The sequence below is a fragment of the Pseudomonas benzenivorans genome, from assembly GCF_024397895.1.
In the GTDB taxonomy this organism is placed as follows: domain Bacteria; phylum Pseudomonadota; class Gammaproteobacteria; order Pseudomonadales; family Pseudomonadaceae; genus Aquipseudomonas; species Aquipseudomonas benzenivorans_A.
This window is the reverse complement of the sequence record NZ_CP073346.1, coordinates 239,844-264,764: the sequence shown is the minus strand read 5'-3', so window position 1 is coordinate 264,764 and position 24,921 is coordinate 239,844. Positions and strand designations below refer to the sequence as shown.

Sequence of the window (24,921 nt, the reverse complement as noted above, 5' to 3'; positions counted from 1 at the left end):
GCATGCATAACTACAAGAAGATCCTGCTGGCTGCGGCCGCCACCCTGGCCTTCGGCACCTACGCCGTGGCCGCCGACAAGCTGAAGATCGGCACCGAAGGCGCCTACCCGCCGTTCAACCTGATCGACGCCGGTGGCCAGGTGGTCGGCTTCGACATCGAGATCGCCCAGGCCCTGTGCGCCAAGATGCAGGCCGAATGCGAAGTGGTCACCTCCGACTGGGACGGCATCATCCCGGCGCTGAACGCCAGGAAGTTCGACTTCCTGGTCGCCTCCATGTCGATCACCGAGGAGCGCCAGCAGGCGGTGGACTTCACCGAGCCGTACTACACCAACAAGCTGCAGTTCATCGCGCCCAAAGGCAGCGAGTTCAAGACCGACGAAGCCAGCCTCAAGGGCAAGGTGATCGGCGCCCAGCGCGCGACCATCGCCGGCACCTGGCTGGAAGACAACCTCGATGACGTGGTCGACATCAAGCTCTACGACACCCAGGAGAACGCCTACCTGGACCTCACGTCCGGGCGCCTCGACGGTGTGTTGGCCGACACCTTCGTCAACTGGGAATGGCTCAAGAGCGATGCCGGCAAGGGCTTCGAGTTCAAGGGCGAGCCGGTGTTCGACAACGACAAGATCGGCATCGCCGTGCGCAAGGGCGAGCCGCTGCGCGAGAAGCTCAACGCGGCGCTGAAGGAAATCGTCGCCGACGGCACCTACAAGCAGATCAACGACAAGTACTTCCCCTTCAGCATCTACTGATCGTCCCTGCTGGTAGGGCGTTGTGGCAGTCCCCCTGGTTGGTCGATGAGCTGGCCAGGGGCCGCCGCGTCCGCGCCAGCCCAGGCGTAGGTTCTTACCATGACTCTTGATCTCTACGGGTTCGGCCCGGCGTTGCTCGCCGGTGCCGGAATGACCATCCAGCTGGCGCTTTCGGCGTTGTCCCTGGGCCTGGTCCTCGGCCTGCTCGGCGCGCTGGCCAAGACCTCGCCGTACAGGCCGCTGCAATGGTTGGGCGGCGGGTACTCGACGCTGGTGCGCGGGGTGCCCGAGCTGCTCTGGGTGCTGCTGATCTACTTCGGCACGGTGAGCCTGATGCGCGGCCTGGCCGACCTGCTCGGCGTGGCCAGCCTGGAACTGTCGCCGTTCGCTGCGGGGGTGATCGCCTTGGGGCTGTGCTTCGGCGCCTACGCCACCGAGGTGTTCCGCGGTGCCATCCTGGCCATTCCCAGGGGCCACCGCGAGGCCGGCCAGGCCCTCGGCCTGTCCAAACCGCGAATCTTCTGGCGGCTGATCCTGCCGCAGATGTGGCGCATCGCCCTGCCGGGCCTGGGCAACCTGTTCATGATCCTGATGAAGGACACCGCGCTGGTCTCGGTGATCGGCCTGGAGGAGATCATGCGCCGCTCGCAGATCGCCGTGACCGCCAGCAAGGAACCCTTCACCTTCTTCCTGGTCGCCGCGTTCATCTATCTGAGTCTGACCATCCTCGCCATGATCGGCCTGCACCTGCTCGAGAAGCGCGCCAGCCGTGGTTTCATGAGGGCCGCCGCATGAACTGGGAATTGATCGTCAAGTGGCTGCCGCGCCTGGCCGAAGGCGCCTGGCTGACCCTGGAGCTGGTGGGTATCGCGGTGATCGCCGGGCTGATCCTGGCCATTCCCCTGGGCATCGCCCGAGCCTCGCGGCACTGGTGGTTGCGCGCGCTGCCCTACGCCTACATCTTCTTCTTCCGCGGCACGCCACTGCTGGTGCAGTTGTTCCTGGTCTACTACGGCCTGGCGCAGTTCGAGGCGGTGCGCGAAGGACCGCTGTGGCCCTACCTGCGCGACGCCTACTGGTGCGCCATCGTCACCCTGACCCTGCATACGGCCGCCTACATCGCCGAGATCCTGCGTGGCGCGATCCAGGCGATTCCGCCCGGGGAGATCGAGGCGGCGCGGGCCCTGGGCATGGCGCGCTGGCAGACCTTGCTGTACATCGTCCTGCCGCGCGCCGCGCGTATCGGCCTGCCGGCCTACAGCAACGAGGTGATCCTGATGCTCAAGGCCAGTGCACTGGCCAGCACCATCACCCTGCTGGAGCTGACCGGCATGTCGCGCACCATCATCGCCCGCACCTACCAGCCGGTGGAGATCTTCTTCGCCGCCGGCCTGTTCTATCTGGTAGCTGCTTATCTGCTGGTGCAGTGCTTCCGCCTGCTGGAGCGGCGCCTGCGGGTGGACGCCTGCCAGGGACGCTGAGCCGCCTGCGCCCAGTGCCGCCCGAGGCGAGAGGCAGGAACGCGCCGGCTGCTTTACGCAGCACCGGCGCATAAGCAGACTGCGCTGGCGTCCTTGACGCCATGCAGACCGACTTGGGCGCCTCCAGAGGAAGGCGCCCGAGTCGCAGTGTGATCAGAAAATTGCCAACGCTGGCCGGCCTTGCCGGGCGGCGTTTCGTTGTCTTGTGAGTTCTTGAGGTTGGTCCTGAATGTCTGATTTGAACCCGCTGCGCCTGGACGATATCGACCGGCAGCTGATCGCCGCGCTGCAGCTCAATGCCCGCGAGAGCGTGGCCATGCTGGCGCGCAAGCTGGGTATTGCCCGCACCACGGTGATCTCGCGCATCGCCCGCCTGGAAAAGAACAAGGTCATCACCGGTTATGGCCTGCGCCTGGGCCAGCGCGTGATGGACGGTGGCCTGCAGGCCTATGTCGGCATCACCCTGCAGCCACGCTCCGGCAAGGAGGTGCTGCGCCGCCTGACCAGCATGGCCGAGGTGCAGCAGCTGTGCACCGTGAGCGGCGAGTTCGATTTCGTCGCCTGGCTGCGCGCCGACTCGCCGGAGCGCCTCGACCAGTTGCTGGACGAGATCGGCGAGGTCGATGGAGTGGAGAAGACCACCACCTCGATCATCCTGTCGTGCAAGCTGGATCGCGGACAGAAGCTCTAGGCAGGAATGGTTGCGTGGGCACCTAGCCTGCGAAGGGGTGGTAAGTGGATGGCCAAACGAAAAATCCCCGGTCGCCGGCAGAGCTGCCGGCGACCGGGGATCGGTGACTCGCCGAGGCTTAGGCGGCTTCTTGAGTCTGCACCTCTTGCTCCTCGTAGGCCTGGCCGAAGCGGTTGGCCAGGAAGTCTTCCAGCGAAACCTGCTCCTGGCTGATGAAGCCCGACTGCGGCAGGCGCTGCTCGCGGAACAGGTCCAGGGCCGCGCAGATGCCGGCAGCGGTGGTGATCTGGATGGCGCTGGTCAGGCGGCCGTTCTGTTCGGCGGCGAAGATCTTGCGGCTGAACACGTCCTGCACCAGCTTGCCGCCGCGCAGGCCGTTGACGGTGACGAACACCAGGACCACGTCCTGCATGGTGCTGGGCACCGCGCCGCGCAGAATGTCCTTGAGCTTGTCCTGGTTGCCGGCCAGGCGCAGGTCTTCCAGGAGGAACTTCATCAGGTCGCGGTGGCCGGGGTAGCGCACGGTCTTGTAGTCCAGTACCTCGACCTTGCCTGCCAGGGTCTCGCACAGGGTGCCGAGGCCGCCGGAGGTGTTGAAGGCCTCGTACTCGACGCCGTCCAGGGAGAAGTGCTCCAGGCCTTCCAGCGCCTGGACCATCTGCAGCTTGCCGTTGCGGATGGCCTCGCAGGGGTGGCAGTACTCGTTGACCAGGCCGTCGACGCTCCATGTCAGGTTGTACTTCAGGGCGTTGGTGGGGAACTCGGGCAGGGCGCCGACGCGCATCTTCACCTCGCGCACGCTGTCGAAGTGGCGCGCCAGGGAGTGGGCGGCGATGCCGATGAAGCCCGGCGCCAGGCCGCACTGCGGCATGAAGGCGGTCTTGGCGTCCTTGGCCAGCTCCATGATGGTCTTGGTCGCGTGCACGTCTTCGGTCAGGTCGAAGTAGTGGGTGGCGGTGGCCTTGGCGGCTTTGGCTACGGCGATGGCCATGTGATAGGGCAGGGCGTTGAGCACCGCGTCCTGGCCCTGCATGGCGGCTTCCAGGGCCTGGCTGTCGGCCGAATCGAGCTCGCGGGTGGCGATGCCCAGGTCGGCGATCGCCTGCAGCGAGTGGGCGTCGCGGTCGGCCACCAGCACCTGGTAGTCGCCGGATGTGTGCAGCAGTTGAGCGATGGTGTAGCCGATGTGGCCCGCGCCGAGCAGGAGGACGTTCATTGTTGTTATCTCCAAGGTTGCGTGTCAGATGGGGCCAGTCTAGAGAGCAGTTGGTTCGACAATAAGACTCACAACCAGGCAAAGGGATGAAAAAAGCCTTCAATTAGACGTATTGGCGAGTCATTAAGACGATTTCTGCGGCAGGGCATTCGTGACAGCTTCGGCTTCGCCTTATAACTTTCCTGCCACATGGCGCCCTGGAGCCTCTACCCTGAGGGCAGGCAATCCCTTATCCGCCGCGCAGGAGCCGCCATGTACAAAGACCTCAAGTTCCCCGTACTGATCGTCCACCGCGACATCAAGGCCGACACCGTGGCCGGCGAGCGGGTGCGGGCCATCGCCCAGGAACTGGAGCAGGACGGTTTCAGCATCGTCTCCACCGCCAGCTCGGCGGAAGGCCGCATCGTCGCCTCGACCCACCACGGCCTGGCCTGCATCCTGGTGACGGCAGAGGGGGCGGGGGAGAACAAGCACCTGCTGCAGGACATGGTCGAGCTGATCCGTATCGCCCGGGTGCGGGCGCCGCAGTTGCCGATCTTCGCCCTCGGCGAGCAGGTCACCATCGAGAATGCCCCGGCCGAGGCCATGGCCGACCTCAACCAGCTGCGCGGCATCCTCTACCTGTTCGAAGACACCGTGCCGTTCCTCGCCCGCCAGGTCGCCCGCGCCGCGCGCAACTACCTCGACGGCCTGCTGCCGCCCTTCTTCAAGGCGCTGGTGCAGCACACCGCCCAGTCCAACTATTCGTGGCACACGCCGGGACACGGCGGCGGCGTGGCCTATCGCAAGAGCCCGGTGGGGCAGGCCTTTCATCAGTTCTTCGGCGAGAACACGCTGCGCTCCGACCTATCGGTGTCGGTGCCGGAGCTGGGGTCGCTGCTCGATCACACCGGCCCCCTGGCCGAGGCGGAAGCCAGGGCCGCGCGCAATTTCGGCGCCGACCATACCTATTTCGTGATCAATGGCACCTCGACGGCCAACAAGATCGTCTGGCACAGCATGGTCGCCCGCGACGACCTGGTGCTGGTCGACCGCAACTGCCACAAGTCGATCCTCCATTCGATCATCATGACCGGCGCGATCCCGCTGTACCTGAGCCCGGAGCGCAACGAGCTGGGCATCATCGGGCCGATCCCGCTGAGCGAGTTTTCCCCTGAGTCGATCCAGGCCAAGATCGCCGCCAGCCCGCTGGCCCAGGCCCGTGCGCCAGGCGCCATGCAGAAGGTCAAGCTCGCCGTGGTGACCAACTCGACCTACGACGGCCTGTGTTACAACGCCGAGCTGATCAAGCAGACCCTGGGTGACAGCGTCGAGGTGCTGCATTTCGACGAGGCCTGGTACGCCTATGCGGCCTTCCATGAGTTCTATGCCGGGCGCTACGGCATGGGCACCTCACGGGAGGACGAGGGCCCGCTGGTGTTCACCACCCACTCCACCCACAAACTGCTGGCGGCCTTCAGCCAGGCTTCGATGATCCACGTGCAGGACAGCGGCAGCCGACAGCTGGACTGCGACCGCTTCAACGAAGCCTTCATGATGCACATCTCCACCTCGCCGCAGTACGGCATCATCGCCTCGCTCGACGTCGCTTCGGCGATGATGGAGGGGCCGGCCGGACGTTCGCTGATCCAGGAAACCTTCGACGAGGCCCTGAGCTTTCGCCGCGCCCTGGCCCACCTGCGGCAGAACCTCAGCGCCGACGACTGGTGGTTCAGCATCTGGCAGCCGCCCCGGGCCGAGGGCGCGGAGGAGGTGGCCACCACCGACTGGCTGCTGCAGCCGCAGGCCGAGTGGCACGGTTTCGGCGAGGTGGCCGAGGACTATGTGCTGCTCGATCCGATCAAGGTCACCCTGGTCACGCCGGGCCTGACCGCCGGCGGCAAGCTGGATGAAACCGGCATTCCCGCGGCAGTGGTCGGCAAGTTCCTCTGGGAGCGCGGCCTGGTGGTGGAAAAGACCGGGCTGTATTCCTTTCTGGTGCTGTTCTCCATGGGCATCACCAAGGGCAAGTGGAGCACCCTGCTGACCGAGCTGCTGGAGTTCAAGCGCAGCTACGACGCCAACCTGGCCCTGGTCGATGCCCTGCCTTCCGTTGCCAAGGCCGGCGGCGCGCAGTACCACGGCATGGGCCTGCGTGACCTGTGCGATGCGTTGCACGCCTGCTACCGCGAGAACGCCACGGCCAAGGCGCTCAAGCGCATGTACACGGTGCTGCCGGAGGTGGCGATGAAGCCGGCCGATGCCTACAACCAGTTGGTGCGTGGCGAAGTCGAAGCGGTGCCGATCGATCAGCTCGATGGCCGCATCGCCGCGGTCATGCTGGTGCCATACCCACCTGGTATTCCGCTGATCATGCCGGGCGAGCGCTTCACACCCGCCACCCGGGCGATCATCGATTACCTGGCGTTCGCCCGTACCTTCGACCACAGCTTCCCCGGCTTCGATGCCGATGTGCACGGCCTGCAGCGACAGGAGGGGGGCCAGGGCACGCTCTACACGGTCGATTGCATCAAGGTCTAGGCGCTCTGCTGCCCCCAGGTGCTGGACCCGCCGGGGGCGGGCACAGGGAAATCACGACACTGGTATCTTCGGCAGATCAAACGCTTACCGCCGGGACTCAAACGGCGACTGAAGTTGCGTGACGTGTCCTGCGTCACAGTGACCGGCATCGACATTGACCGCGTCCTTGTTATAGTTGCCCGATTCTAATCCCAAGAATCTATCTAAGCGCGCCCGCGCGCTCTGCCTGAGGATGACTGCCGTGTCCGACTACAAAGCCTTTCGCGTCGAGTTGGCAGATAAAATTGCCCATGTCGCGATCAATCGTCCGGAAAAGGTCAATGCGATGAACGCCGACTTCTGGTCGGAGATCATCGAGATCTTCCGCTGGGTCGATGCCACGGACGAGGCCCGGGTGGTGGTTCTGTCGGGGGCCGGCAAGCACTTCTCTTCGGGCATCGACCTGATGATGCTGGCCCAGGTGGGCAGTCAACTGGGCAAGGACGTCGGCCGCAATGCCGAGGCCCTGCGCCGCAAGATCCTCGAACTGCAGGCCTCCTTCAATGCCGTCGACCAGTGCCGCAAGCCGGTGCTGGCAGCGATCCAGGGCTATTGCCTGGGCGGCGCAATCGACCTGATCTCGGCCTGCGACATGCGTTACGCCACCGGCGATGCGCAGTTCTCGATCAAGGAGATCGACATCGGCATGGCCGCGGACGTTGGCACGCTGCAGCGCCTGCCGCGGATCATCGGCGATGGCATGATGCGCGAGCTGGCCTTCACCGGGCAGACCATCGACGGTGAAGAAGCGCGCCGCATCGGCCTGGTCAACCGTACGTTCAGCGATGCCACGGCGTTGCTCGACGGGGTAATGGAAATCGCCCGGGAGATTGCCGCCAAGTCGCCGATCGCCGTGCGCGGCACCAAGGAAATGATTCGCTACATGCGCGACCATCGGGTCGACGACGGCCTGGAGTACGTCGCCACCTGGAATGCCGCGATGCTCCAGTCGGCCGATCTGCGAGTGGCCATGGCCGCCCATATGAGCAAGCAGAAGCCGGAGTTCGCCGACTGATGCGCTGCCCGCGAACCTCTTCTCTACCGGCGCGGGAGGCGCTTTAGCCCATGGTTTCTGGAGCCACGTCGCTGAGCCTGGTGCGTGATGAGCTGTTCACCACCATGGAGGAGGCCGAGGCCAGCCTGGAGCAGTTCATCGCCGAGCGTGACAACGGCAGCCTGCTGCAACAGGCCGTGGAGGGACTTCAGCAGGTGCGCGGCGCGCTCAACCTGATCGAGCTGACCGGCGCGGAGCTGCTGGCCCAGGAAGTGCTCGACCAGGCCACCGACATTCCCGCCGGCGCCGGCAACGAGCGCGACGTGCAGCTTTCAGCATTGAGCAATGCCTTGCACGTGCTGCGCCGCTATCTGGAAAGCGTCGACGCCAACCGCCAGGAAATGCCCGAGCTGCTGTTGCCGGCGATCAACGACCTGCGTCAGGCCGGCGGTCAGCCCGGACTGCCCGAGAGTTTCTTCTTCAGCGTGCGCCTCGACCAGCAGCGCCCGCACCGCGCCGCGCCAGCCCTCGATGCGGCGGCCAAGGCCGTCGAGGCCAAGCGCCTGCGGCATATGTATCAGGTGGGGCTGCTCGGCTTCCTTCGCGAGCAGAATCCCAAGGCCAGCCTCAAGTTGATGGCCCGTGCGATGAATCGTCTGGACGGCCTGTACGGCAACGAGCCGCGCGGGCGCCTGTGCTGGATCGCCGCCGCGGCCCTGGAGTCCCAGATCGACGGCCGGATGCTGGCGCGCAAATCGCGCAAGCAGCTGTTCTCCAGGATCGATCGCGAACTCAAGCAGATGCTCGGCAATGCCCAGCACGAAACCTCGCGCAGCCTGCTCAAGGAGCTGCTCTACCTGGTTGCCCTGGGCGACAGCCGCGGACCAAGCGTCACCCCGGTGCGGGAAGTCTTCGGACTCACCCCCTTGCCATTCACCGATCACCTGCTGGAGGAGGAGTACCGGCGTCTGGCCGGCCCCGGCCAGTCGGTCATGCGCTCGCTGAGTTCGGCGATCCGCGAAGAGTTGACTGGACTCAAGGACATGCTCGATCTGATCGAGCGCGGCACGGTGCAGGCGGAGACCCTCGGCAGCCTGCACGCCTTGCTCGGCAAGTTGAGCAAGACCCTCGGCATGGTCGGCCTCAGCTCGGCCGGCAACTCCCTGGCGGCGCAGCTGCAGACTGTCGCCGACTGGCGTGAAGAGGTGGTGCCAGGGGCGACCGAGCTGAACCGGCTGGCCGAGGCGGTGCTCTACGTCGAAGGTATGGTCGCCAGCCTGGAGAGCGGCGAGCGCCGCGATGTTCGACCGGCCCAGGCGCAGCCGGGGCACGAGGCCGAATCCTTCGCTCAGCATCAACTCAATGAGGCGCGCATTGTCGTGGTCGATGAGGCCCGCGCCGGCCTGGCGCTGGCCAAGCGCGCGATCACCGCCTATCTGGAGGCCGGTGGCGACCGCATGCACCTGTCCAACGTGCCGTTCAGCCTGCAGGCGGTGCGTGGCGGCTTGTGGTTCCTCGACCAGGCGCGCGCCGCGCTGCTGGTGGGCGCCTGTGCCGACTATATCCAGCGGCAGATGCTCGACGTCTCGCAGATGCCCTCCGAGCAGATGCTGGAAACCCTGGCCGATGCCCTGAGCAGCCTGGAATATTACCTGGAGGCTGGCGCGGTGCTGCTTCCGGAGACCCAGCCGAGCGTGCTCGACCTGGCCGCCGACAGCGTTCGCGCCCTTGGCATGAAGGTGGCTGTGTAGATGGCCCGGCACTGGCAACCGGCCCTGCTCGACAGCCAGCTACCCGGTGGATGGGCGCTGGTGCACTGCAATCAACAGTTTCTTGCCGACAGCAACGGCCTGCTGTTCCCCCGTGAGTGGTTGAAGCAGCAGGAGTTGTCGGTGCTCGCCGAACAGGGCATCGGCCACTTCGACGGCGATGCGGTCTACCTGCTCGAACTGGAGCAGCCGCTGTCACTGCCCGGTTGCGCCTGGCAGAGCCTGCGCCAGGTCATGCTGCAGGGCGAGGCGGATATCTTCCGCCTGCTCAGCTATGCCACCCAGATTGGCACCTGGGCGCGCCAGCACCGCTTCTGCGGCAGCTGCGGCGGCACCATGGAGCAGGTGCGCGGGGAGCGGGCGATGCGCTGTCCGCGTTGCGAGCTGCAGCATTACCCGCGGTTGTCGCCGAGCATGATTGTGCTGGTCACCCGTGGCGACGAGATCCTCCTGGCCCGATCGCCACGCTTCGTCAGCGGCGTCTACAGCACCCTGGCAGGCTTCGTCGAAACCGGCGAGTCGGTCGAACAGTGCGTCGCCCGCGAGGTGCGCGAGGAGGTCGGGGTCGAGGTCAGGAACCTGCAATACCTGGGCAGCCAGGGCTGGCCGTTCCCGCATTCGCTCATGCTGGGTTTCCATGCCGAATACGCCGGCGGCGACATCGTCATGCAGGCGGAGGAAATCGAAGATGCGCAGTGGTTCAGTGTGCACCGCTTGCCGCCCTTGCCGGCGCCGCGCTCCATCGCCCGCTACCTGATCGACCTCTACGTCGCCCGACGCCTAGGCCTGCCCGAACCAGTGCTGCCAGGCTAGGCGCACGGTCAGCGCCAGCACCACCAGGATGAACACCGGGCGGATGAACCTCGAGCCGCCGCCGATCGCCGTGCGCGCGCCGAGATAGGCGCCGACCATCAGGGCCATGCCCATGCTCAGGCCGAGCACCCAGGCCACCTGTCCGGTGCCGATGAAGACCACCAGCGCGCAGGCATTGCTGACGAAATTCATGGTCCGGGCCACGCCGCTGGCGCGCACCAGATCCAGGGGATAGAGCAGCAGCGTGCTGACGGTCCAGAAGGCGCCTGTGCCAGGACCGGCCACCCCATCGTAGAAGCCCAGTCCCAGGCTCTGTGGCCACTGCCGGCCCTTGGCCGGTTGCGCCTCCGAGTCCGTCGGCGCCTCGGGCGGCCTTCCCAGTAGCAGATAGAGCCCACAGGCGAACACCACCGCCGGTAGCAGCTGGTTCAGCCAGGCCGCCGGCATCCAATGGGCGACGGCCGCGCCGAGCAGGGCGCCGATCGCCGTGCCGATCAGCGCATTGCGCCACTGCGCCGGGGCGAACAACTTGCGCCTATAGAAGGTGTAGCTGGCCGTGGCAGAGCCGAAGGTGGCGCACAGCTTGTTGGTGCCGAGCACCAGATGGGGCGGCAGGCCGGCGGTCAGCAGGGCCGGAATGGTCAGCAGGCCGCCGCCGCCGGCAATGGCGTCGACAAAGCCGGCGGTAAAGGCCACCAGGGCCAATATGGCCAGGACTGCCGGATCCACGGCCAGCTCGAAGGGAAGGGGCATGAAAAGACGACCTGTGTCCTATTGTGCGGCGCTCTCGCTGTTCGCAAAGCGGTGTGGCAGCGCATAATGCCGGCATTTACCAGTAGAAGGAATGGAGTCGATGCAGTACGACGGTCTGGCTTGGGCGACCGCAATACTAGCGCTGCTGGCGATAGCGGTTGCCGCACGCATCCTGTTCAGTGGCCGCTGGTTTCTCGGCTGGTTGCGCGGCACCTGCGGTTTGGCATTCGTAGCCCTGGCCGGCTTGATCGGCCTGGTGGCCTACGACCTGTCCAGTTACGAGCCGTTGGCCGAAGGCAAGCCCCTCGTGACCCTGACCTTCCAGGCCGACGGCTCGGCCTACAGGGCCAGCCTGCTGGAGGGGCGTCGCGAGCGCAGTTTCACCTTCCAGGGCGATCTGTGGCAGCTGGATGCGCGCCTGCTGCAGTGGAAGGGCCTGGCCTCGTTGATCGGCCTGCAGCCGGGCTATCGCCTGGAAAAGCTCTCGGGCCGCTTTCTCACCATCGAACAGCAGGCATTGGCTCAGCATGCGCGGGTCGAACTGGCACACAGTCCCTACGGCGTGGACCTGTGGCGTTGGCTGCGACTGGGCCAGCATGACCTGTTCATGTTCGACCCTCAGGCGTTACGGGTGACCTACCTGCCGGTGGCCGACGGTGCGGTGTACGCCGTCAGCCTGACCCCGACGGGCCTGCTGGCCCAGCCCATGAATCAGGCGGCCAATCAGGCGCTGAAAGACTGGCAGTAATACTCGGTCAATGAAGCAAAAAAGGGACCCGAGGGTCCCTTTTTCTGTGGCATGGGAGCCACTCAGGACAGGAAGCCGCCATCGACGTTGAGCGCCACGCCGGTGGTGTAGCTGGAGGCCTCGCTGGCCAGGTAGAGTACCGCGCCGGCCATCTCGCTTGGGTCGGCGACACGCTTGAGCGGGATGCGCTGCAGGGCGATATTGAGGATGGCGTCGTTCTTGGTCAGGGCCGAGGCGAACTTGGTGTCGGTCAGGCCCGGCAGCAGCGCGTTGCAGCGGATGCCGAACTGCGCGCACTCCTTGGCGAACACCTTGGTCATGCTGATCACTGCGGCCTTGGTCACCGAGTAGATGCCCTGGAACTCGCCTGGCGATACGCCATTGATCGAGGCGACGTTGATGATGCTGCCGCCGCCGTTCTGCTTCATCAATTTGCCGCCCTCGATGGACATGAAGTAGTAGCCACGGATGTTCACGTCGACGGTTTTCTGGAAGGCCGACAGGTCGGTATCCAGTACGTTGCAGAACTGCGGGTTGGTCGCGGCGTTGTTGACCAGGATGTCCAGGCGGCCGAACTGCTCGCGGATCTGTGCGAAGACCGCCTGAATCTGCTCCATTTCGCCGATGTGGCAGGCGATCGCGGTGGCCTGGCCACCGTCGGCGATGATGGCGTCGGCGACAGCCTGGCAGCCTTCGATCTTGCGGCTGGAGACGACGACGTGGGCGCCTTGCTGGGCGAGCAGCTTGGCGATGGCTTCGCCGATGCCGCGGCTGGCGCCGGAGACGAAGGCGATCTTGCCGTCGAGGTCGAACAGTTGGGTCTTGGACATGCGCGTTCCCTTTATCTGAGAGTGCCGAGGCGGATTACAGCTGCGACTTGTTGATGACCTGCAGGCTCATGTGCTCCAGCAGCTTGTTCATCTGGATGAACTGGGCGAAGCGCTTGTCCTGGGTTTGGCCGTGGTAATAGCGGTAGTAGATCTGCTGCACGATCGCGGCCAGACGAAACAGGCCGTAGGTGTAGTAGAAATCGATATTGGCGATCTCGATGCCGGCGCGTTCGGCGTAGTAGGCCACGAACTCCTCCCGCGTGAGCATGCCGGGCGCATTGCTCGGCTGGCGCCGGATCAGCTGCACCGGCGCCGGGTCGGCGGCTTCGATCCAGTAGGCGAGGGTGTTGCCCAGGTCCATCAGCGGGTCGCCGATGGTGGTCAGTTCCCAGTCCAGCACGCCGATGATCTGCATGGGGTTGTGTGGGTCGAGGATGACGTTGTCGAAGCGGTAGTCGTTGTGCACGATGGCGGGCTTGGCATGGTCGGCGGGCATCTTGTCCTTCAGCCAGGCTATCACCGGCTGCCACAGCGGCGCGTCGGGGGTGAGGGCCTTCTCGTAGCGCTCGCTCCAGCCGAGGATCTGCCGCTGCACATAGCCTTGCGGCTTGCCCAGATCGGCCAGGCCACAGGCCTGGTAATCGACGTTGTGCAGCTCGACCAGCTTGTCGATGAAGCTCTTGCACAGGGCGCGGGTCTGCTCGGCGTCGAGATTGAGCTCGGCCGGCATGTCCGAGCGCAGGATGATGCCGTTGACCCGGTCCATCACATAGAACTCGGCGCCGATCAACGCTTCGTCGGTGCAATGCACATAGGCCTTAGGGCAGTAGGGGAAGCCCGCGTTGAGGCGGTTGAGGATGCGGAACTCGCGGCCCATGTCGTGGGCCGACTTGGCCTTGTGGCCGAAAGGCGGGCGACGCAGAACCAGTTCCTTTTCCGGGTATTGCAGCAGGTAGGTGAGGTTCGAGGCGCCGCCGGGAAACTGGCTGATCTGCGGCGTGCCGCTCAGGCCCGGTATATGCGCCTTGAGATAAGGGTCGATGATGCCAGCGTCGAGCTCCTCGCCTTCACGGATACGGGTCGACTGGTCGGTAAGCGCCATGTTTATCCCTTTTGCTTATGATCGTTGTCCTGGATTATTGACTAATCTAATGCTGCACCTCGGTCGCCTCAAGCGCGCTGCGCCGTTATAGGCGCGCGTGTTGCCGCGCAATCAAGCGGCCTGATTCATCGCTGAGCTGAGTTGCCGGGCAAAAAAAACCGGAGCACTGGACTCCGGTTATTCTGGCCGATCAGGCGTCGAGGCTTAGACCGGGAACAGCTCGCCGAGCTTCATGGCCAGCATCATGTCGCCTTCGGCGCGCAGCTTGCCGGCCATGAAGGCCTGCATGCCATCGGTCTCGCCGCTGGTGATGCCCTTGAGGGTCTCGGTGTCCATGATCAGGGTCACGTTGGCGTTCTCGGCATCGCCTTTCTGGACGTCGCAGGTGCCGTCCTTGACCACCAGGTAGTGGTTCTCGCCGTCTTCGATATTGAACTGGAATACCAGGTCCAGGCCCGCAGCGGCACCGGCGTTGAACTTGGACTGCATGGTTTGGACGATGTCTGCAACGCTCATGGTTTCTTCCTTTGGTTTCAGATTTTTCTCGCGCCCGGTTGGGCGCAGTGGGCCGGGACTCAGCGAAAGGTGATGAGTTCCGGCGCCCTCAACAGTTGCAAGTGCACATGACTGTTGAAGGAAGCCAGGCTCACCTGTGTGCCGCGAAATTTCAGGCAACTCAGGGAGGTGTTGACGATCTGCCAGTTCAGCTCGAAGGCCTTGGTCGGCGCCACGCCGGTAACCAGGTGCAACAGGGCGGTAATGGTGCCGCCGGAGGTGAACAGGGCGATGTTCTGTCCGCGCTCGGCCTTTTCCAGCAGGCGGGAAAATCCCTCTTGGACTTGTTCGACAAAGCCCTGCCAGCTCTGCAGGCCGGGCTGGTCGTACTCACCGGAGAGCCAGCGACTGATCAGCAGGGCGAACAGGCGCTGGAATTCTGCACGGTTCTGTGCGGCGTCGCGCAGCACCTGCAGGGCGCCCGGTTCTTCAGGGAGCAATCCGGGGAGCAGGGCGCGGATCACCGCGTCGGCGTCGAATTCATTGAATGCCGCATCGAGCTCCAGTGCCGGTACCTTGAGGCCCGCGTCGCCCAGCTGAGACATGGTCGTAGTGGCGGTGTGCTGCTGACGGCGCAGTGTGCCGCTGATGCTGCGATCCATATGCAGACCGAGCTGCGCGAGGTGCGCGCCCAGCACCTCGGCCTGGCGGACGCCGGTGGGCGACAGCACGTCGTAATCGGCGGCGCCAAACGAGGCTTGACCATGTCGGATCAGGTAGATGCTGCCCACGTCCGCTGCAGTCCCGGTGCGGTGAAAGTTTCGCGAGGGTATGAGGAACGCGGAGGGCTGTCAACGAAAAAACATACGCTTGTTTGAAATGTCTGCCTGGCCCGGATTCAGTGGCAAGGCGGCTGGCCGGCTCTCGGCGGCGTCGGTATGCTTGAGCCTCACGGGCGCGGGCTGCAGCTGGGCGCCGGCATGGACAACAAGGGGGATGAGCGTGGACTTTCTGGCTGATTACGCGGGCTTTCTGGCCAAGGTGGTGACGCTGGTGGTGGCCGTGCTGGTGTTGCTGGCGGCAGGGGTGGCGTTGCGAAGCAAGGGACGCAAGGCGCCCGGGCAGTTGCAGGTCGACAAGCTCAACGATTTCTACAAGGAGTTGCGCCACCGGCTGGAGCAGGCGGTGCTGGACAAGGACCAGCTCAAGAGCCTGCACAAGGCCGAAGCCAAGGCCGAGAAGCTGGCGAAGAAGTCCTCGGGGCACAAGCCGCGGGTCTTCGTGCTGGACTTCCACGGTGACCTCAAGGCATCGGCCGTTGACCAGTTACGTCACGAAGTCACGGCGCTGCTGAGCATGGCCAAGCCCCAGGACGAGGTGGTGGTACGCCTGGAAAGCGGTGGTGGCATGGTGCACAGCTACGGGTTGGCCGCCTCTCAGCTGGCACGGATCCGCGAGGCGCGGGTGCCCTTGACCGTGTGCATCGACAAGGTCGCCGCCAGCGGCGGCTACATGATGGCCTGCATTGGCGAGAAGATCATTTCCGCTCCGTTCGCCATCCTTGGCTCGATCGGCGTGGTGGCGCAGCTGCCCAACGTGCATCGGCTGTTGAAGAAGCACAACATCGATTTCGAGGTGCTCACGGCCGGCGAGTACAAGCGCACCCTCACGGTTTTCGGCGAGAACACCGACAAGGGCCGGGAGAAGTTCCAGGATGACCTGGAGAGCATCCATGAGCTGTTCAAGGGCTTCGTCGCCCGTTACCGCCCGCAGCTGCGGATCGACGAGGTCGCCACCGGTGAAGTCTGGCTGGGGCTGGCGGCCCTGGAGAAAGAGCTGGTCGACGAACTGAAGACTAGCGATGAATACCTCGCCGGGCGGGCCAGGGAGGCGGAGCTGTATCACCTGCATTTCGCTACCAGGAAGAGCCTTCAGGAGCGCGTTGGCCTGGCGGCTAGCGTGGCCCTGGATCGTTTCGTGCTGAGTTGGCTGAGCCGCCTCAACCAGCAGCGCTTCTGGTAAAGCATTTTCTGTCACAGGGGGATCGACATGGGTAAGTTCATGGCACTGCAGGCCCGCGAAGGCGTGGCGGGCGAATTCGAGCAGGCAATAGTCGAGCGCGACACCGGTGAGTTGCCCGCCGGCGAGCTGCTGATTCGGGTCCGCTACTCGTCGCTGAACTACAAGGATGCGCTGTCGGCGAGTGGCAATCGGGGGGTGACCAAGCAGTTCCCCCACACGCCGGGCATCGATGCCGCCGGCGTGGTGGAGCAGTCCAGCGTCGCCGAGTTCGCCGCTGGTGACGAGGTGATCATCACCGGCTACGACCTGGGCATGAATACCGCGGGCGGTTTCGGCCAATACATCCGCATTCCGGCGGCGTGGGCGATCAAGCGCCCCCAGGGTCTGTCGCTGCGCGACGCCATGGTGCTCGGAACCGCCGGCCTGACCGCCGCGCTGTGCGTCGACAAACTCGAGCAGGCCGGGGTCAGCCCCGATGCCGGCCCGATCCTGGTTACCGGCGCCACCGGTGGCGTGGGCAGCGTTGCGGTAGCCCTGCTGGTCAAGTTGGGTTACCAGGTGGCGGCCTCCACCGGCAAGGTGGAGCAGGGCGCGTTTCTCCAGGAACTGGGGGCCGAGCGCATCGTGCCGCGCGGTGAGCTGCAGGAAGGGGGCGAAAGGCCGATGCTCAAGGAACAATGGGCTGGCGCGGTCGATACGGTGGGCGGCGACATCCTGTTCAACGTGGTCAAATCCCTGCGCTACGGCGGCAGTGTGGCCTGCTGCGGCCTGACCGCCGGCGTTCCCTTCAAGGGCAACGTACTGCCCTTCATCCTGCGCGGGGTGAACCTGTTGGGGGTCGATTCGGTGGAGTTGCCCCTGGTGGTCAAAGCCTCCATGTGGGACAAGCTGTCGCTGCAATGGAGGCTCGAGGGCCTGGAGCGCTTGGTGACCGAGGTCGGCCTGGCGCAGTTGCCGGAGGCGATCGCGAAAATACTCGCCGGACAACTGACCGGCCGCGTGTTGGTCAGGCTCGATTGAGAGCCTAATGGAACACCTCTTAAGGCCTCTGGCGCCACTGGCTCGGAGCCAGCGAGACAGCTGAAACAAAAAAGCCCCGCAATGCGGGGCTTTTTTGTTGGGGCGGTCGATCAGGCGCGGCGACGGAACAGCGGCAAAGGCTGGTCGCTGGAGGCCTGATAGACCTCTCCGAACTCCGTGAACGCCTTCAGCGCATCATGCGGGTCCTTGTCTTCACGCAGGGCGAAGGCATCGAAACCGCAGCGCTTGAGGGCGAACAGCTGGTCGCGCAGCACGTCGCCGATGGCGCGCACCTCGCCCTTGTAGCCATAGCGGGTGCGCAGCAAGTAGGCAGTGGAGCAGTGCCGGCCATCGGTGAAGGCCGGGAAGTTCAATGCGACCACCTGGAAGTTGTCCAGTTGGTCGGCGATCTCCTCGATCTCCTCGCCGGCTTCCAGCCAGACGCCGAGGCCGCCGTCACGGGCCTTCAGGGCATGCGCGTGGTCGACGTACATGGCCAGGGGCACGATCAGGTCGTCGCAGTTGGGCAGCTCGTCGAAGCTCGCATCCTTGGGCAGCAGGTGCCAGGTTTCGTCGACTACCTGGTCGTTCTTAATGATTCGCTGCATATACGCGCTCCTTGAACGGGTCGACACCGATGCGGCGGAAGGTGTCGAGGAAACTTTCTTCTTCGGTGCGTTGCTCGACGTAGACGTTAACGATCTTGTCGATCACATCCGGCATGTCGTCCTGGGCGAAGGACGGGCCGAGAATCTGTGCCAGGCTGGCATCGCGGCCGGAACTACCGCCGAGGGAGACCTGATAGAACTCCTGACCCTTCTTGTCCACGCCGAGGATGCCGATATGGCCGACATGGTGGTGACCGCAGGCGTTCATGCAGCCAGAGATGTTGAGGTCGATGTTGCCGATGTCGAACAGGTAGTCGAGGTCGTCGAAGCGGCGCTGGATCGCCTCGGCCACCGGGATCGACTTGGCGTTGGCCAGGGAGCAGAAGTCGCCGCCCGGGCAGCAGATGATGTCGGTGAGCAGGCCCACGTTCGGCGTGGCAAACCCTTGCTCACGCAGTTCGCCCCAGAGGGTGAACAGCTGCGCCTGCTCGACGTCGGCGAGAATGATGTTCTGGTTGTGGCTGTTGCGCACCTCGCCGAAGCTGTAGCGATCGGCCAGTTCGGCGATGGCGTCGAGCTGCTTGTCGGTGACGTCGCCCGGCGCGACGCCGGTTGGCTTCAGTGACAGGGTCACCGCGACATAGCCGGGCTTCTTGTGGGCGAAGGTGTTGCGCTGACGCCAGCGGGCGAAGCCCGGATGCTCGCTATCGAGTTGCGCGAGGGCGGCATCCTGATCCTGCAGGACCCGATAGTCCGGGTCGACGAAATGGGCGGCGACGCGGCTCACTTCGGCTTCGGTCAGGGTGGTCGGGCCGTCCTTGAGGTGCGTCCATTCGGCGTCGACGCGCTCGGCGAACACTTCGGGCGTCAGGGCCTTGACCAGAATCTTGATGCGCGCCTTGTACTTGTTGTCGCGACGACCATAGCGGTTGTATACCCGCAGGATGGCGTCGAGGTAGCTGATCAGGTGCTGCCACGGCAGGAATTCGTTGATGAAACTGCCAACCACCGGGGTACGGCCGAGGCCGCCACCGACCGATACGCGGAAGCCCAGCTCGCCGGCGTCATTCTTCACCGCTTCCAGGCCGATGTCGTGCACTTCGATCGCGGCGCGGTCGCTGACAGCGCCGTTCACCGCAATCTTGAACTTGCGCGGCAGGTGGGTGAACTCGGGGTGGAAGGTCGACCACTGGCGAATGATCTCGCACCAGGGGCGTGGGTCGACAATCTCGTCCTTGGCCACACCGGCGAACTGGTCGGTGGTGGTATTGCGGATGCAGTTGCCGCTGGTCTGGATCGCGTGCATCTGCACAGTGGCCAGTTCGGCAAGAATCTCCGGCACGTCTTCCAGCTCCGGCCAGTTGAACTGGACGTTCTGCCGGGTGCTGATGTGGGCATAGCCCTTGTCGTAGTCGCGAGCGATCTTGGCCATCATGCGAACCTGGGCCGAGGACATCAGGCCGTAGGGCACGGCGACGCGCAGCATTGGCGCATAGCGCTGAATGTACAGGCCGTTCTGCAGGCGCAGTGGGCGGAACTCTTCGCCACTCAGCTCGCCAGCCAGGTAACGGCGGGTTTGATCACGGAACTGCTTGACGCGGTCCTCGATGATGGTTTGGTCGTACTGGTCGTATACGTACATGAAGGGTCCTGTTATCAGGCTGCTTGCAGCTAATCAGCGCACGGCCGCGCGCTCCCTGAGGAGCCGGGGGAAGATACCAGTTCAGGGTTATGCGCAAAAGTGATGTTTGAGCATATGGAAAGAACCATTAGCGCTAAATAAAGCGCAAAGCATGACACCTCAGCTTGAGCATGCCCTTGCGCTGGTCTTAACTGCACTGGCAAACCGATCATAACCAAAAAAAAGGGGCTAGCCGATGACCGAACACTCTCAACCAGACAACCGTGACAGCGTTGTCGACGCCCGGGCCATTTTCACCCTGATCCTGATTGTCGTTTCTACGGCGGTTTTCTGGGTCAGTCAGCAGTAGGTGTGCCGGGCGCAGGGCTGGGTACCAAGAGACGCCGGTTTTGTCTGAGCGGTAGATCGGTGGTGGAGCTGCCGCCACCTATCCCCGCATATACTGGGCGCGCTTAGTTAGGAGGCGCGCGCCGCATGGTCAAGTCAGGGGTCAGGGTTCTCTTCGCCGCAGTGCTCGCTGCGTTGATGGGAGTGGTGCAGGCCGCGTCCGAGAAAGATCGCGCGGGAGCCGTTGGCGCTTCCGTCGTGTTTCTCAATCCGGGCTACTCCAACGAACCGTTCTGGGTCGGCTATAGCGATTTCATGCAGGCGGCTGCCGACAGCCTCGGCATGCGCCTGCGCGTGATCTACGGCGAACGAGATCGCGAGCGACTGCTGGACAATGCGCGGCGGGTGCTGGCAGAACCCGAGCAGCCGGACTACCTGATCTTCGTCAATGAAATGTATACCGGACCGGAGCTGCTGCGGCTGTTCGCAGGCAGTCCTGTCAGGCTGTTTTCCCTGCACAGTACCCTGACACCTGAGCAACAGGGGCTGACGGGCGGTACGCGAGAGCGTTACCGGCACTGGATCGGCAGCCTGATCCCCAATGATCGGGAGGCCGGCTACCTCATGGGCAAGGCTTTGATCGCCAAGCTCGATGGCCGTCCCGCGCAGATGCTGGCGTTTTCCGGTGTCCGCAATACACCTTCCGCCGCCCTGCGGGAGGAGGGGTTGCACCGGGCCCTGGCGGAGCATCCAGAGGTCAAGCTGCAGCAACTGGTCTACGGCGAGTGGGCCCGTCAACGCGCCTACCAGCAGGCTCTATTGCTGTTGCCGCGTTACGCCGATACGCAGTTGGTGTGGGCCGCAAATGATGAAATGGCGTTTGGCGCGATGCGGGCGGCGCAGGAACTTGGCAGGGAGCCAGGCAAGGACCTGCATTTTTCCGCGCTGAACAACTCCCAGGAGGTGCTCCAGGCACGGGCTTCGGGCCAGTTGGCGGCGCTTGTGGGCGGACATTTCACCCTGGGCGGCTGGGCCATGGTGCTGCTGCATGACTACCATGGCGGGCAGGATTTCGCGCAGCGCGGTGGCAAGGATCGTGTCGATCCGGTGTTCAGCCTGCTCGACGCCGAGCAGGCAGCGGTCTTGTCGAAGCGATTGCAGGTGCCGGGCTACGGGCTCGATTTTCGCAAGTTCAGTGCCCTCTACCAGCCGGGTATGACCAACTACGGTTTCTCGGTCGAGCCGTTGCTGGAGTGATCATGGGGCGGTGAAGTGCAGCACCAGCTTGACCACGGCGATCAGTACCAACACGAATATGAGGGTGAATAGCACACCGAGTGCGATGAAGTGACTCGGTTTGCCGCGGCTGAAGTCGCGCGCCCGGCGCTTACTGCTCTGCACGCCAAAGGCGGCCGCCAACACGCTTTGCAGCGTGGCCCATAGGCTCAGCGGTTGCTCGTCCTGCTCATGTTTGTCGGCCATAGCCCCTCCGTGTATTCGGCATTGCTGGTTAGCGCTGGAGTTGTTTCCTTTGCATCCTCGGAAGCGTGCCGCTGCGGTCCATTCAGACGACATGTTGGCGCTCATAGACCGTTGCGGGTACTTGTAAGCAAAGAGCCTCCCACCCAATTGAGCTGACGATAGAGTAGCTTTCATGGCGCTTTGTATTCAGAGCCGGAAGTTGCTCGGCCAGCGTCCGAGCTGCGCAGTCGGTCTGTATGGGCAGGTGTCGGCAACGGAAATTGTTAGCGGGTCGCTGGCAAGTCGAGGACCGGTTAGGCTGCGCCAAAGGGCTCTGCTAGACGCCGGGAAGCAGCTATAGTCTCAGCTGGAACGCTATGACATGCAGGAGGCGTGCGTTTGATTTCCACTCCGCTAGCGCCAGCGCTTGACTCGATCATTCGCCGCCAACTTCCCAGTGCCTTGGGCGAATTGATGCAGGCGCTCAGGCAGGCCTTGGTCGAGCAAGATCATGGGGCGCTGTCCAATCAGGAAATGCAGGAGTGCGAAGACTTTCTCCGGTACTGTGCGGTCAATGGCGACCGGTTATTGTCCCGCACTTGCGAGGTGATTGGCCGCAGCCTTTCGCAGGAGGCCGTAGATCGGCCGGAGATTCTCAAGAACCTTAGCGCTTGGCGTCTGGTGGATGACGAGGAGGTCGAGGACCTGCTGCTGGCGCGGCGTATCGTGAACCGCCTCCGTGAGCACGTGGGTGGGCTAGAGGGTCGAGTCTGCGCCTGTTTCAATCGCCTGCTTGGTCACTATGTGGCGGACGCGGAGCATCCGCTATCGCTGGAGTTCCTAATACGCCAGCTGCAGACAGGGCTCTACCTGCGCAAACAGCCAGTAGCTGTACGCAGCCTGTTTCAGGCAGAAGCCATTCGGGTCTTGTCTACGGCTCTGGTGCCCTATCTGGAGGCCTTGGCGGCCGAGTTCGAAGCCGCGCGGGTGGAACCGCTGCCACTGCCCAAGCTGCTGATGCGCACTCGAAGCTCGCCGCGCACGCCCGCGCCAGTGGATTCAGCGGCCGCCTACCGTGCGATTCTGCAGTTGCGCCAAGCGGTACCGGGCGGCGTGCCGGCTTCAGTTGATGGGGAGCAAGGGGCGGGGCTGCTGCCGGTCAACGAGGCCTTGACTGCGCTTTTAGCGCGACCGGCCCCCGTCAACGGCTGGGACGCCGAGACCCTGCTGTCAAAATTGAGCCAGCAGGGGTGTCGATTGACGCCGCGCCAGCATGAGGAGACTCATCTGGTGAGCGAGGTGTTCCAGGCCCTCAATCGTCAGGCGGAGCTGGCGCCGACCCTACGCCCGGTATTGCAGCGCTTGTTGCTGCCCGTGCTCACCGCCACTTTGCAGGAACCGGGCGCTATCAGCGACGCAGGCCACCCGGTGCGGGCGTCCCTCGACCGCATTTTGCGCCTAAGCGACTACTGCGAACCGCCGAACAAGGTGCTCGAGTCGCGCCTTGAGCAGCTTGTCGGGCGCATCGTCGGCGAGTTCCGCGGGGATGTCTCGGTATTCAGTGCCTGTGATGCGGAGCTGGACGAGCTGCTGAACATGCAGCAGCGCGCCTACCGGCGCAGCGCCGAGCGGGTGATGCAGTCCCACCGCGGTCGCGACATCCTGGAGACCGCCCAACGTATGGTGGCTGGCAAGTTGGCCCGGCTATTTGGCGAGCGTGTGCCGAAACTGCTGCTGGAGTGGCTGGACGTCGGCTGGCGAGACCTGTTGGTGCACGAGCAGCTCAGCACGCGCGAGGAAAAAGACTCGTGGCGCGGTGACTGGGCCCTCACCGAGCTGCTTGCGCAACGTTTGCGCGAAGCCGCCGAAGGTCATGCCGGTGCTGAGGGCGGGTGGGCCTACGAGATCGAACACTTGCTGAAGATTCTGCGCCGGCGCATGGACGAGTTCAGCGCCGGGCATTTTCAGCATGCGTCGGTGGTGCTGGGAATGCGTGAGCAACTGCTTGGCATCAAGCCGGTGGAGCTGGTTGAGCCACCCTCCCTGCCTGCGCCTGTAGCCACTGTCACGGAGGGGTTGCAGCGTTGGCGTGAGCAGATCGAAGAGCTGAAGCAAGGCGACTGGTTGCAGACAGCCGACGGCCAACCCCGGCAATTGATTTGGCGTAATCCGCAAATGGATCATTACGTCCTCGTCGACGCCCAGGGGGGCGAGGTGGGGAGCTATGGGATGGCCGAGCTGGCCGGTCAGCTGGCCGACGGCACATTGCTGATCGGTGACACGGGCGGAGAAGGCCAAAGTTTGGTGCAGCGCACACTGCAGGACATGGTCGGCCGGCTGTACCGGGAAATTGCCCATGCGCGCAGCCACGACGAGCTGACCGGCCTTATCAATCGCCGCAGCTTCGAGGGTGCGCTGGCGGAGAGTCTCTCGGCCACTGATGCGCCGGCGTTCCTGATGGCGCATATCGACCAATTCAGCCTGATCAATGGCCATGCCGGACCGGTCGCCGGAGACGCCTGCCTGCGTCAGGTCGCCAGCCGGTTGCAGCAGTGGCTGCCCTCTGCCAGCTGCGTCGCGCGGGTCGGGGGAGTGGAATTCGCCGCGGTCCTGCCGGCCTGCGGCGAGGTGCGCGCCGCAGAAATGGCGGAAACGCTGCGCTTGGCCATCGAGGCCGAAGGCTTCGAATGGCAGGGGCACCGTCATGGCCTGACCCTCAGCATAGGCGTGGTCGAGGCCGCCGAGCGACACGATGTCGCCAATCTGTTCTTCGACCTGCAGAGTGCCTGCAACGCCGCCAAGGATAGTGGACGCAACCGGGTTCACTGCTTCAGCGCCGCAGCCGACGATGGCCGCGCCGGGCTGATGGCGATTGCCGCCAGGGTCGACGATATCGTCGAGCGCGAGGACCTTTCGCTGCGCGTGCAGCAGATTGCCCCGGCTTCGCCCGACTCTGCCGAGCTGCCGCATTATGAGCTGCTGCTGGTGATGCAAAATGAGTTGCCGCTGCAGGACTTCATCGCCGCCGCCGAGCGCTATCACCGCATGACCAAGGTCGATCGCTGGGTGCTCAGGCGCATCTTCATCGAGCTGGAGCGGCACCCGCAGCTCTGGGAACGCTGTTCCGGCCTGTCGATAAACCTTTCCGGTAGCAGCCTAAACGACGACAGGTTGCTGGGGTTTATCGAAAGTCTCTTCGAGCGTTATGCCGTCGATCCTCGGCACATCTGTTTCGAATTGACCGAGACCGCCGCCGTGGCCAACCTGGCCAAGACGGCGGACTTGGTGCGTCACCTGCAGCGTTCTGGTTGCACCTTCTCGATCGACGACTTCGGCGTTGGGTTTTCGTCCTTCGACTACCTCAAGCGCCTGCCAGTGGACTACGTGAAGATCGATGGCAGTTTCGTCAAGGAAATCGAGCGCTCGCCAAGCGACCTGGCGATGGTCCGCTCGATCAACGAGATCGCCCATGCGCTGGGGCGTCGAACCGTCGCCGAGTATGTGGAAACCCCTTCGATTCGTGCGCGCCTGGCGGAAATGGGCGTGGATTACGTGCAGGGGTTCGGGGTGCAGCGACCGCGGCCACTGGGCGACTGGCTGAGGGAGGAGGCGCTGGTGCTCGATCCCTGTTGAGC

Annotated in this window: 22 protein-coding genes; 13 read left to right on the top strand and 9 right to left on the bottom strand. The window is 64.3% G+C overall.

Annotated features, from left to right (window positions below; translation table 11 throughout):
* The first annotated feature begins 2 nt into the window (after window positions 1–2).
* The 4 genes from KDW96_RS01115 (at window position 3) to KDW96_RS01100 (ending at window position 2,927) form a co-directional block, all read left to right on the top strand.
* Window positions 3–755: an ABC transporter substrate-binding protein gene (locus KDW96_RS01115; protein ID WP_255838563.1), complete on the top strand. Its 753-nt coding sequence runs from the start codon at window positions 3–5 to the stop codon at window positions 753–755.
* A gap of 99 nt (window positions 756–854) precedes the next feature.
* On the top strand, window positions 855–1,550 hold the full coding sequence (locus KDW96_RS01110) for an ABC transporter permease (RefSeq protein ID WP_255838562.1): 696 nt from the start codon (window positions 855–857) through the stop codon (window positions 1,548–1,550).
* Complete coding sequence (locus tag KDW96_RS01105) at window positions 1,547–2,236, top strand: ABC transporter permease (RefSeq protein WP_255838561.1); 690 nt, start codon at window positions 1,547–1,549, stop codon at window positions 2,234–2,236. Before KDW96_RS01110 ends, KDW96_RS01105 begins: the two co-directional genes overlap by 4 nt.
* Before the next feature lie 229 nt (window positions 2,237–2,465).
* The gene (locus tag KDW96_RS01100) at window positions 2,466–2,927 is read left to right on the top strand and encodes an Lrp/AsnC family transcriptional regulator (RefSeq protein WP_255838560.1); all 462 of its coding nucleotides are present in this window, start codon (window positions 2,466–2,468) and stop codon (window positions 2,925–2,927) included.
* A gap of 118 nt (window positions 2,928–3,045) precedes the next feature.
* Here KDW96_RS01100 and KDW96_RS01095 read toward each other — a convergent pair whose 3' ends face one another.
* A complete protein-coding gene (locus KDW96_RS01095) occupies window positions 3,046–4,143 on the bottom strand; it encodes a saccharopine dehydrogenase family protein (RefSeq protein WP_255838559.1) in 1,098 nt (365 codons plus the stop codon).
* Window positions 4,144–4,395: 252 nt separating this feature from the next.
* Here KDW96_RS01095 and KDW96_RS01090 point away from each other — a divergent pair, with 252 nt between their 5' ends.
* The 4 genes from KDW96_RS01090 (at window position 4,396) to nudC (ending at window position 10,278) form a co-directional block, all read left to right on the top strand.
* The gene (locus KDW96_RS01090; protein WP_255838558.1) at window positions 4,396–6,663 is read left to right on the top strand and encodes an Orn/Lys/Arg family decarboxylase; all 2,268 of its coding nucleotides are present in this window, start codon (window positions 4,396–4,398) and stop codon (window positions 6,661–6,663) included.
* A 241-nt stretch (window positions 6,664–6,904) separates the two neighbouring features.
* On the top strand, window positions 6,905–7,717 hold the full coding sequence (locus KDW96_RS01085; RefSeq protein WP_255838557.1) for a crotonase/enoyl-CoA hydratase family protein: 813 nt from the start codon (window positions 6,905–6,907) through the stop codon (window positions 7,715–7,717).
* A gap of 50 nt (window positions 7,718–7,767) precedes the next feature.
* A complete protein-coding gene (locus KDW96_RS01080) occupies window positions 7,768–9,447 on the top strand; it encodes a FimL-related protein (protein ID WP_255838556.1) in 1,680 nt (559 codons plus the stop codon).
* On the top strand, window positions 9,448–10,278 hold the full coding sequence (gene nudC / locus KDW96_RS01075; protein ID WP_255838555.1) for an NAD(+) diphosphatase: 831 nt from the start codon (window positions 9,448–9,450) through the stop codon (window positions 10,276–10,278). It begins immediately after the preceding gene.
* Here nudC and KDW96_RS01070 read toward each other — a convergent pair.
* The gene (locus KDW96_RS01070; protein ID WP_255838554.1) at window positions 10,246–11,031 is read right to left on the bottom strand and encodes a TSUP family transporter; all 786 of its coding nucleotides are present in this window, start codon (window positions 11,029–11,031) and stop codon (window positions 10,246–10,248) included. The genes nudC and KDW96_RS01070 overlap by 33 nt on opposite strands.
* A gap of 100 nt (window positions 11,032–11,131) precedes the next feature.
* On the opposite strand from KDW96_RS01070, the gene KDW96_RS01065 reads away from it, so the two are divergent.
* Entirely contained in the window at window positions 11,132–11,779 is a 648-nt protein-coding gene (locus KDW96_RS01065) for a hypothetical protein (RefSeq protein WP_255838553.1), read from the top strand.
* 62 nt (window positions 11,780–11,841) lie between these two features.
* Here KDW96_RS01065 and KDW96_RS01060 read toward each other — a convergent pair whose 3' ends face one another.
* The 4 genes from KDW96_RS01060 to KDW96_RS01045 form a co-directional block, all read right to left on the bottom strand.
* The gene (locus tag KDW96_RS01060) at window positions 11,842–12,609 is read right to left on the bottom strand and encodes an SDR family oxidoreductase (protein WP_255838552.1); all 768 of its coding nucleotides are present in this window, start codon (window positions 12,607–12,609) and stop codon (window positions 11,842–11,844) included.
* Window positions 12,610–12,643: 34 nt separating this feature from the next.
* Window positions 12,644–13,711 carry a phosphotransferase family protein gene (locus tag KDW96_RS01055; RefSeq protein ID WP_255838551.1) on the bottom strand — a complete coding sequence of 356 codons (1,068 nt, stop codon included), beginning with the start codon at window positions 13,709–13,711 and terminating at the stop codon, window positions 12,644–12,646.
* A 204-nt stretch (window positions 13,712–13,915) separates the two neighbouring features.
* Window positions 13,916–14,227 carry an SCP2 sterol-binding domain-containing protein gene (locus tag KDW96_RS01050; RefSeq protein ID WP_255838550.1) on the bottom strand — a complete coding sequence of 104 codons (312 nt, stop codon included), beginning with the start codon at window positions 14,225–14,227 and terminating at the stop codon, window positions 13,916–13,918.
* 59 nt (window positions 14,228–14,286) lie between these two features.
* On the bottom strand, window positions 14,287–14,997 hold the full coding sequence (locus KDW96_RS01045) for a histidine phosphatase family protein (RefSeq protein ID WP_255838549.1): 711 nt from the start codon (window positions 14,995–14,997) through the stop codon (window positions 14,287–14,289).
* Between the two features lie 211 nt (window positions 14,998–15,208).
* Between KDW96_RS01045 and sohB the strand changes: the two genes are divergently transcribed.
* Window positions 15,209–16,228 (top strand): protease SohB, encoded by a 1,020-nt coding sequence (gene sohB / locus KDW96_RS01040; RefSeq protein ID WP_255840603.1) that lies wholly within the window; start codon window positions 15,209–15,211, stop codon window positions 16,226–16,228.
* 27 nt (window positions 16,229–16,255) lie between these two features.
* Complete coding sequence (locus KDW96_RS01035) at window positions 16,256–17,248, top strand: YhdH/YhfP family quinone oxidoreductase (protein ID WP_255838548.1); 993 nt, start codon at window positions 16,256–16,258, stop codon at window positions 17,246–17,248.
* Between the two features lie 110 nt (window positions 17,249–17,358).
* Here the strand turns inward: KDW96_RS01035 and KDW96_RS01030 are convergent, their stop codons facing one another.
* Complete coding sequence (locus tag KDW96_RS01030) at window positions 17,359–17,856, bottom strand: DUF934 domain-containing protein (RefSeq protein WP_255838547.1); 498 nt, start codon at window positions 17,854–17,856, stop codon at window positions 17,359–17,361.
* Window positions 17,840–19,498 carry a nitrite/sulfite reductase gene (locus KDW96_RS01025; protein WP_255838545.1) on the bottom strand — a complete coding sequence of 553 codons (1,659 nt, stop codon included), beginning with the start codon at window positions 19,496–19,498 and terminating at the stop codon, window positions 17,840–17,842. Before KDW96_RS01025 ends, KDW96_RS01030 begins: the two co-directional genes overlap by 17 nt.
* Window positions 19,499–19,972: 474 nt before the next feature.
* Here KDW96_RS01025 and KDW96_RS01020 point away from each other — a divergent pair, with 474 nt between their 5' ends.
* Entirely contained in the window at window positions 19,973–21,082 is a 1,110-nt protein-coding gene (locus tag KDW96_RS01020; RefSeq protein ID WP_370295266.1) for an ABC transporter substrate-binding protein, read from the top strand.
* Here KDW96_RS01020 and KDW96_RS01015 read toward each other — a convergent pair whose 3' ends face one another.
* Window positions 21,083–21,307 (bottom strand): DUF2970 domain-containing protein, encoded by a 225-nt coding sequence (locus tag KDW96_RS01015; protein WP_255838544.1) that lies wholly within the window; start codon window positions 21,305–21,307, stop codon window positions 21,083–21,085. It lies immediately after the preceding gene.
* A 567-nt stretch (window positions 21,308–21,874) separates the two neighbouring features.
* Here KDW96_RS01015 and KDW96_RS01010 point away from each other — a divergent pair.
* Window positions 21,875–24,919, top strand: coding sequence for an EAL domain-containing protein (locus KDW96_RS01010; RefSeq protein ID WP_255838543.1), 3,045 nt, complete (start codon window positions 21,875–21,877; stop codon window positions 24,917–24,919).
* Window positions 24,920–24,921 lie beyond the last annotated feature (2 nt).

Coding starts and splice junctions, on each gene's coding strand:
- KDW96_RS01030 (WP_255838547.1), bottom strand. CDS start 17,856: ATGCAGCGAATCATTAAGAACGACCAGGTAGTCGACGAAACCTGGCAC.
- KDW96_RS01105 (WP_255838561.1), top strand. CDS start 1,547: ATGAACTGGGAATTGATCGTCAAGTGGCTGCCGCGCCTGGCCGAAGGC.
- KDW96_RS01080 (WP_255838556.1), top strand. CDS start 7,768: ATGGTTTCTGGAGCCACGTCGCTGAGCCTGGTGCGTGATGAGCTGTTC.
- KDW96_RS01090 (WP_255838558.1), top strand. CDS start 4,396: ATGTACAAAGACCTCAAGTTCCCCGTACTGATCGTCCACCGCGACATC.
- KDW96_RS01050 (WP_255838550.1), bottom strand. CDS start 14,227: ATGAGCGTTGCAGACATCGTCCAAACCATGCAGTCCAAGTTCAACGCC.
- nudC (WP_255838555.1), top strand. CDS start 9,448: ATGGCCCGGCACTGGCAACCGGCCCTGCTCGACAGCCAGCTACCCGGT.
- KDW96_RS01035 (WP_255838548.1), top strand. CDS start 16,256: ATGGGTAAGTTCATGGCACTGCAGGCCCGCGAAGGCGTGGCGGGCGAA.
- KDW96_RS01020 (WP_370295266.1), top strand. CDS start 19,973: ATGGTCAAGTCAGGGGTCAGGGTTCTCTTCGCCGCAGTGCTCGCTGCG.
- KDW96_RS01110 (WP_255838562.1), top strand. CDS start 855: ATGACTCTTGATCTCTACGGGTTCGGCCCGGCGTTGCTCGCCGGTGCC.
- KDW96_RS01060 (WP_255838552.1), bottom strand. CDS start 12,609: ATGTCCAAGACCCAACTGTTCGACCTCGACGGCAAGATCGCCTTCGTC.
- KDW96_RS01100 (WP_255838560.1), top strand. CDS start 2,466: ATGTCTGATTTGAACCCGCTGCGCCTGGACGATATCGACCGGCAGCTG.
- KDW96_RS01115 (WP_255838563.1), top strand. CDS start 3: ATGCATAACTACAAGAAGATCCTGCTGGCTGCGGCCGCCACCCTGGCC.
- KDW96_RS01065 (WP_255838553.1), top strand. CDS start 11,132: ATGCAGTACGACGGTCTGGCTTGGGCGACCGCAATACTAGCGCTGCTG.
- KDW96_RS01070 (WP_255838554.1), bottom strand. CDS start 11,031: ATGCCCCTTCCCTTCGAGCTGGCCGTGGATCCGGCAGTCCTGGCCATA.
- KDW96_RS01025 (WP_255838545.1), bottom strand. CDS start 19,498: ATGTACGTATACGACCAGTACGACCAAACCATCATCGAGGACCGCGTC.
- KDW96_RS01055 (WP_255838551.1), bottom strand. CDS start 13,711: ATGGCGCTTACCGACCAGTCGACCCGTATCCGTGAAGGCGAGGAGCTC.
- KDW96_RS01015 (WP_255838544.1), bottom strand. CDS start 21,307: ATGGCCGACAAACATGAGCAGGACGAGCAACCGCTGAGCCTATGGGCC.
- KDW96_RS01095 (WP_255838559.1), bottom strand. CDS start 4,143: ATGAACGTCCTCCTGCTCGGCGCGGGCCACATCGGCTACACCATCGCT.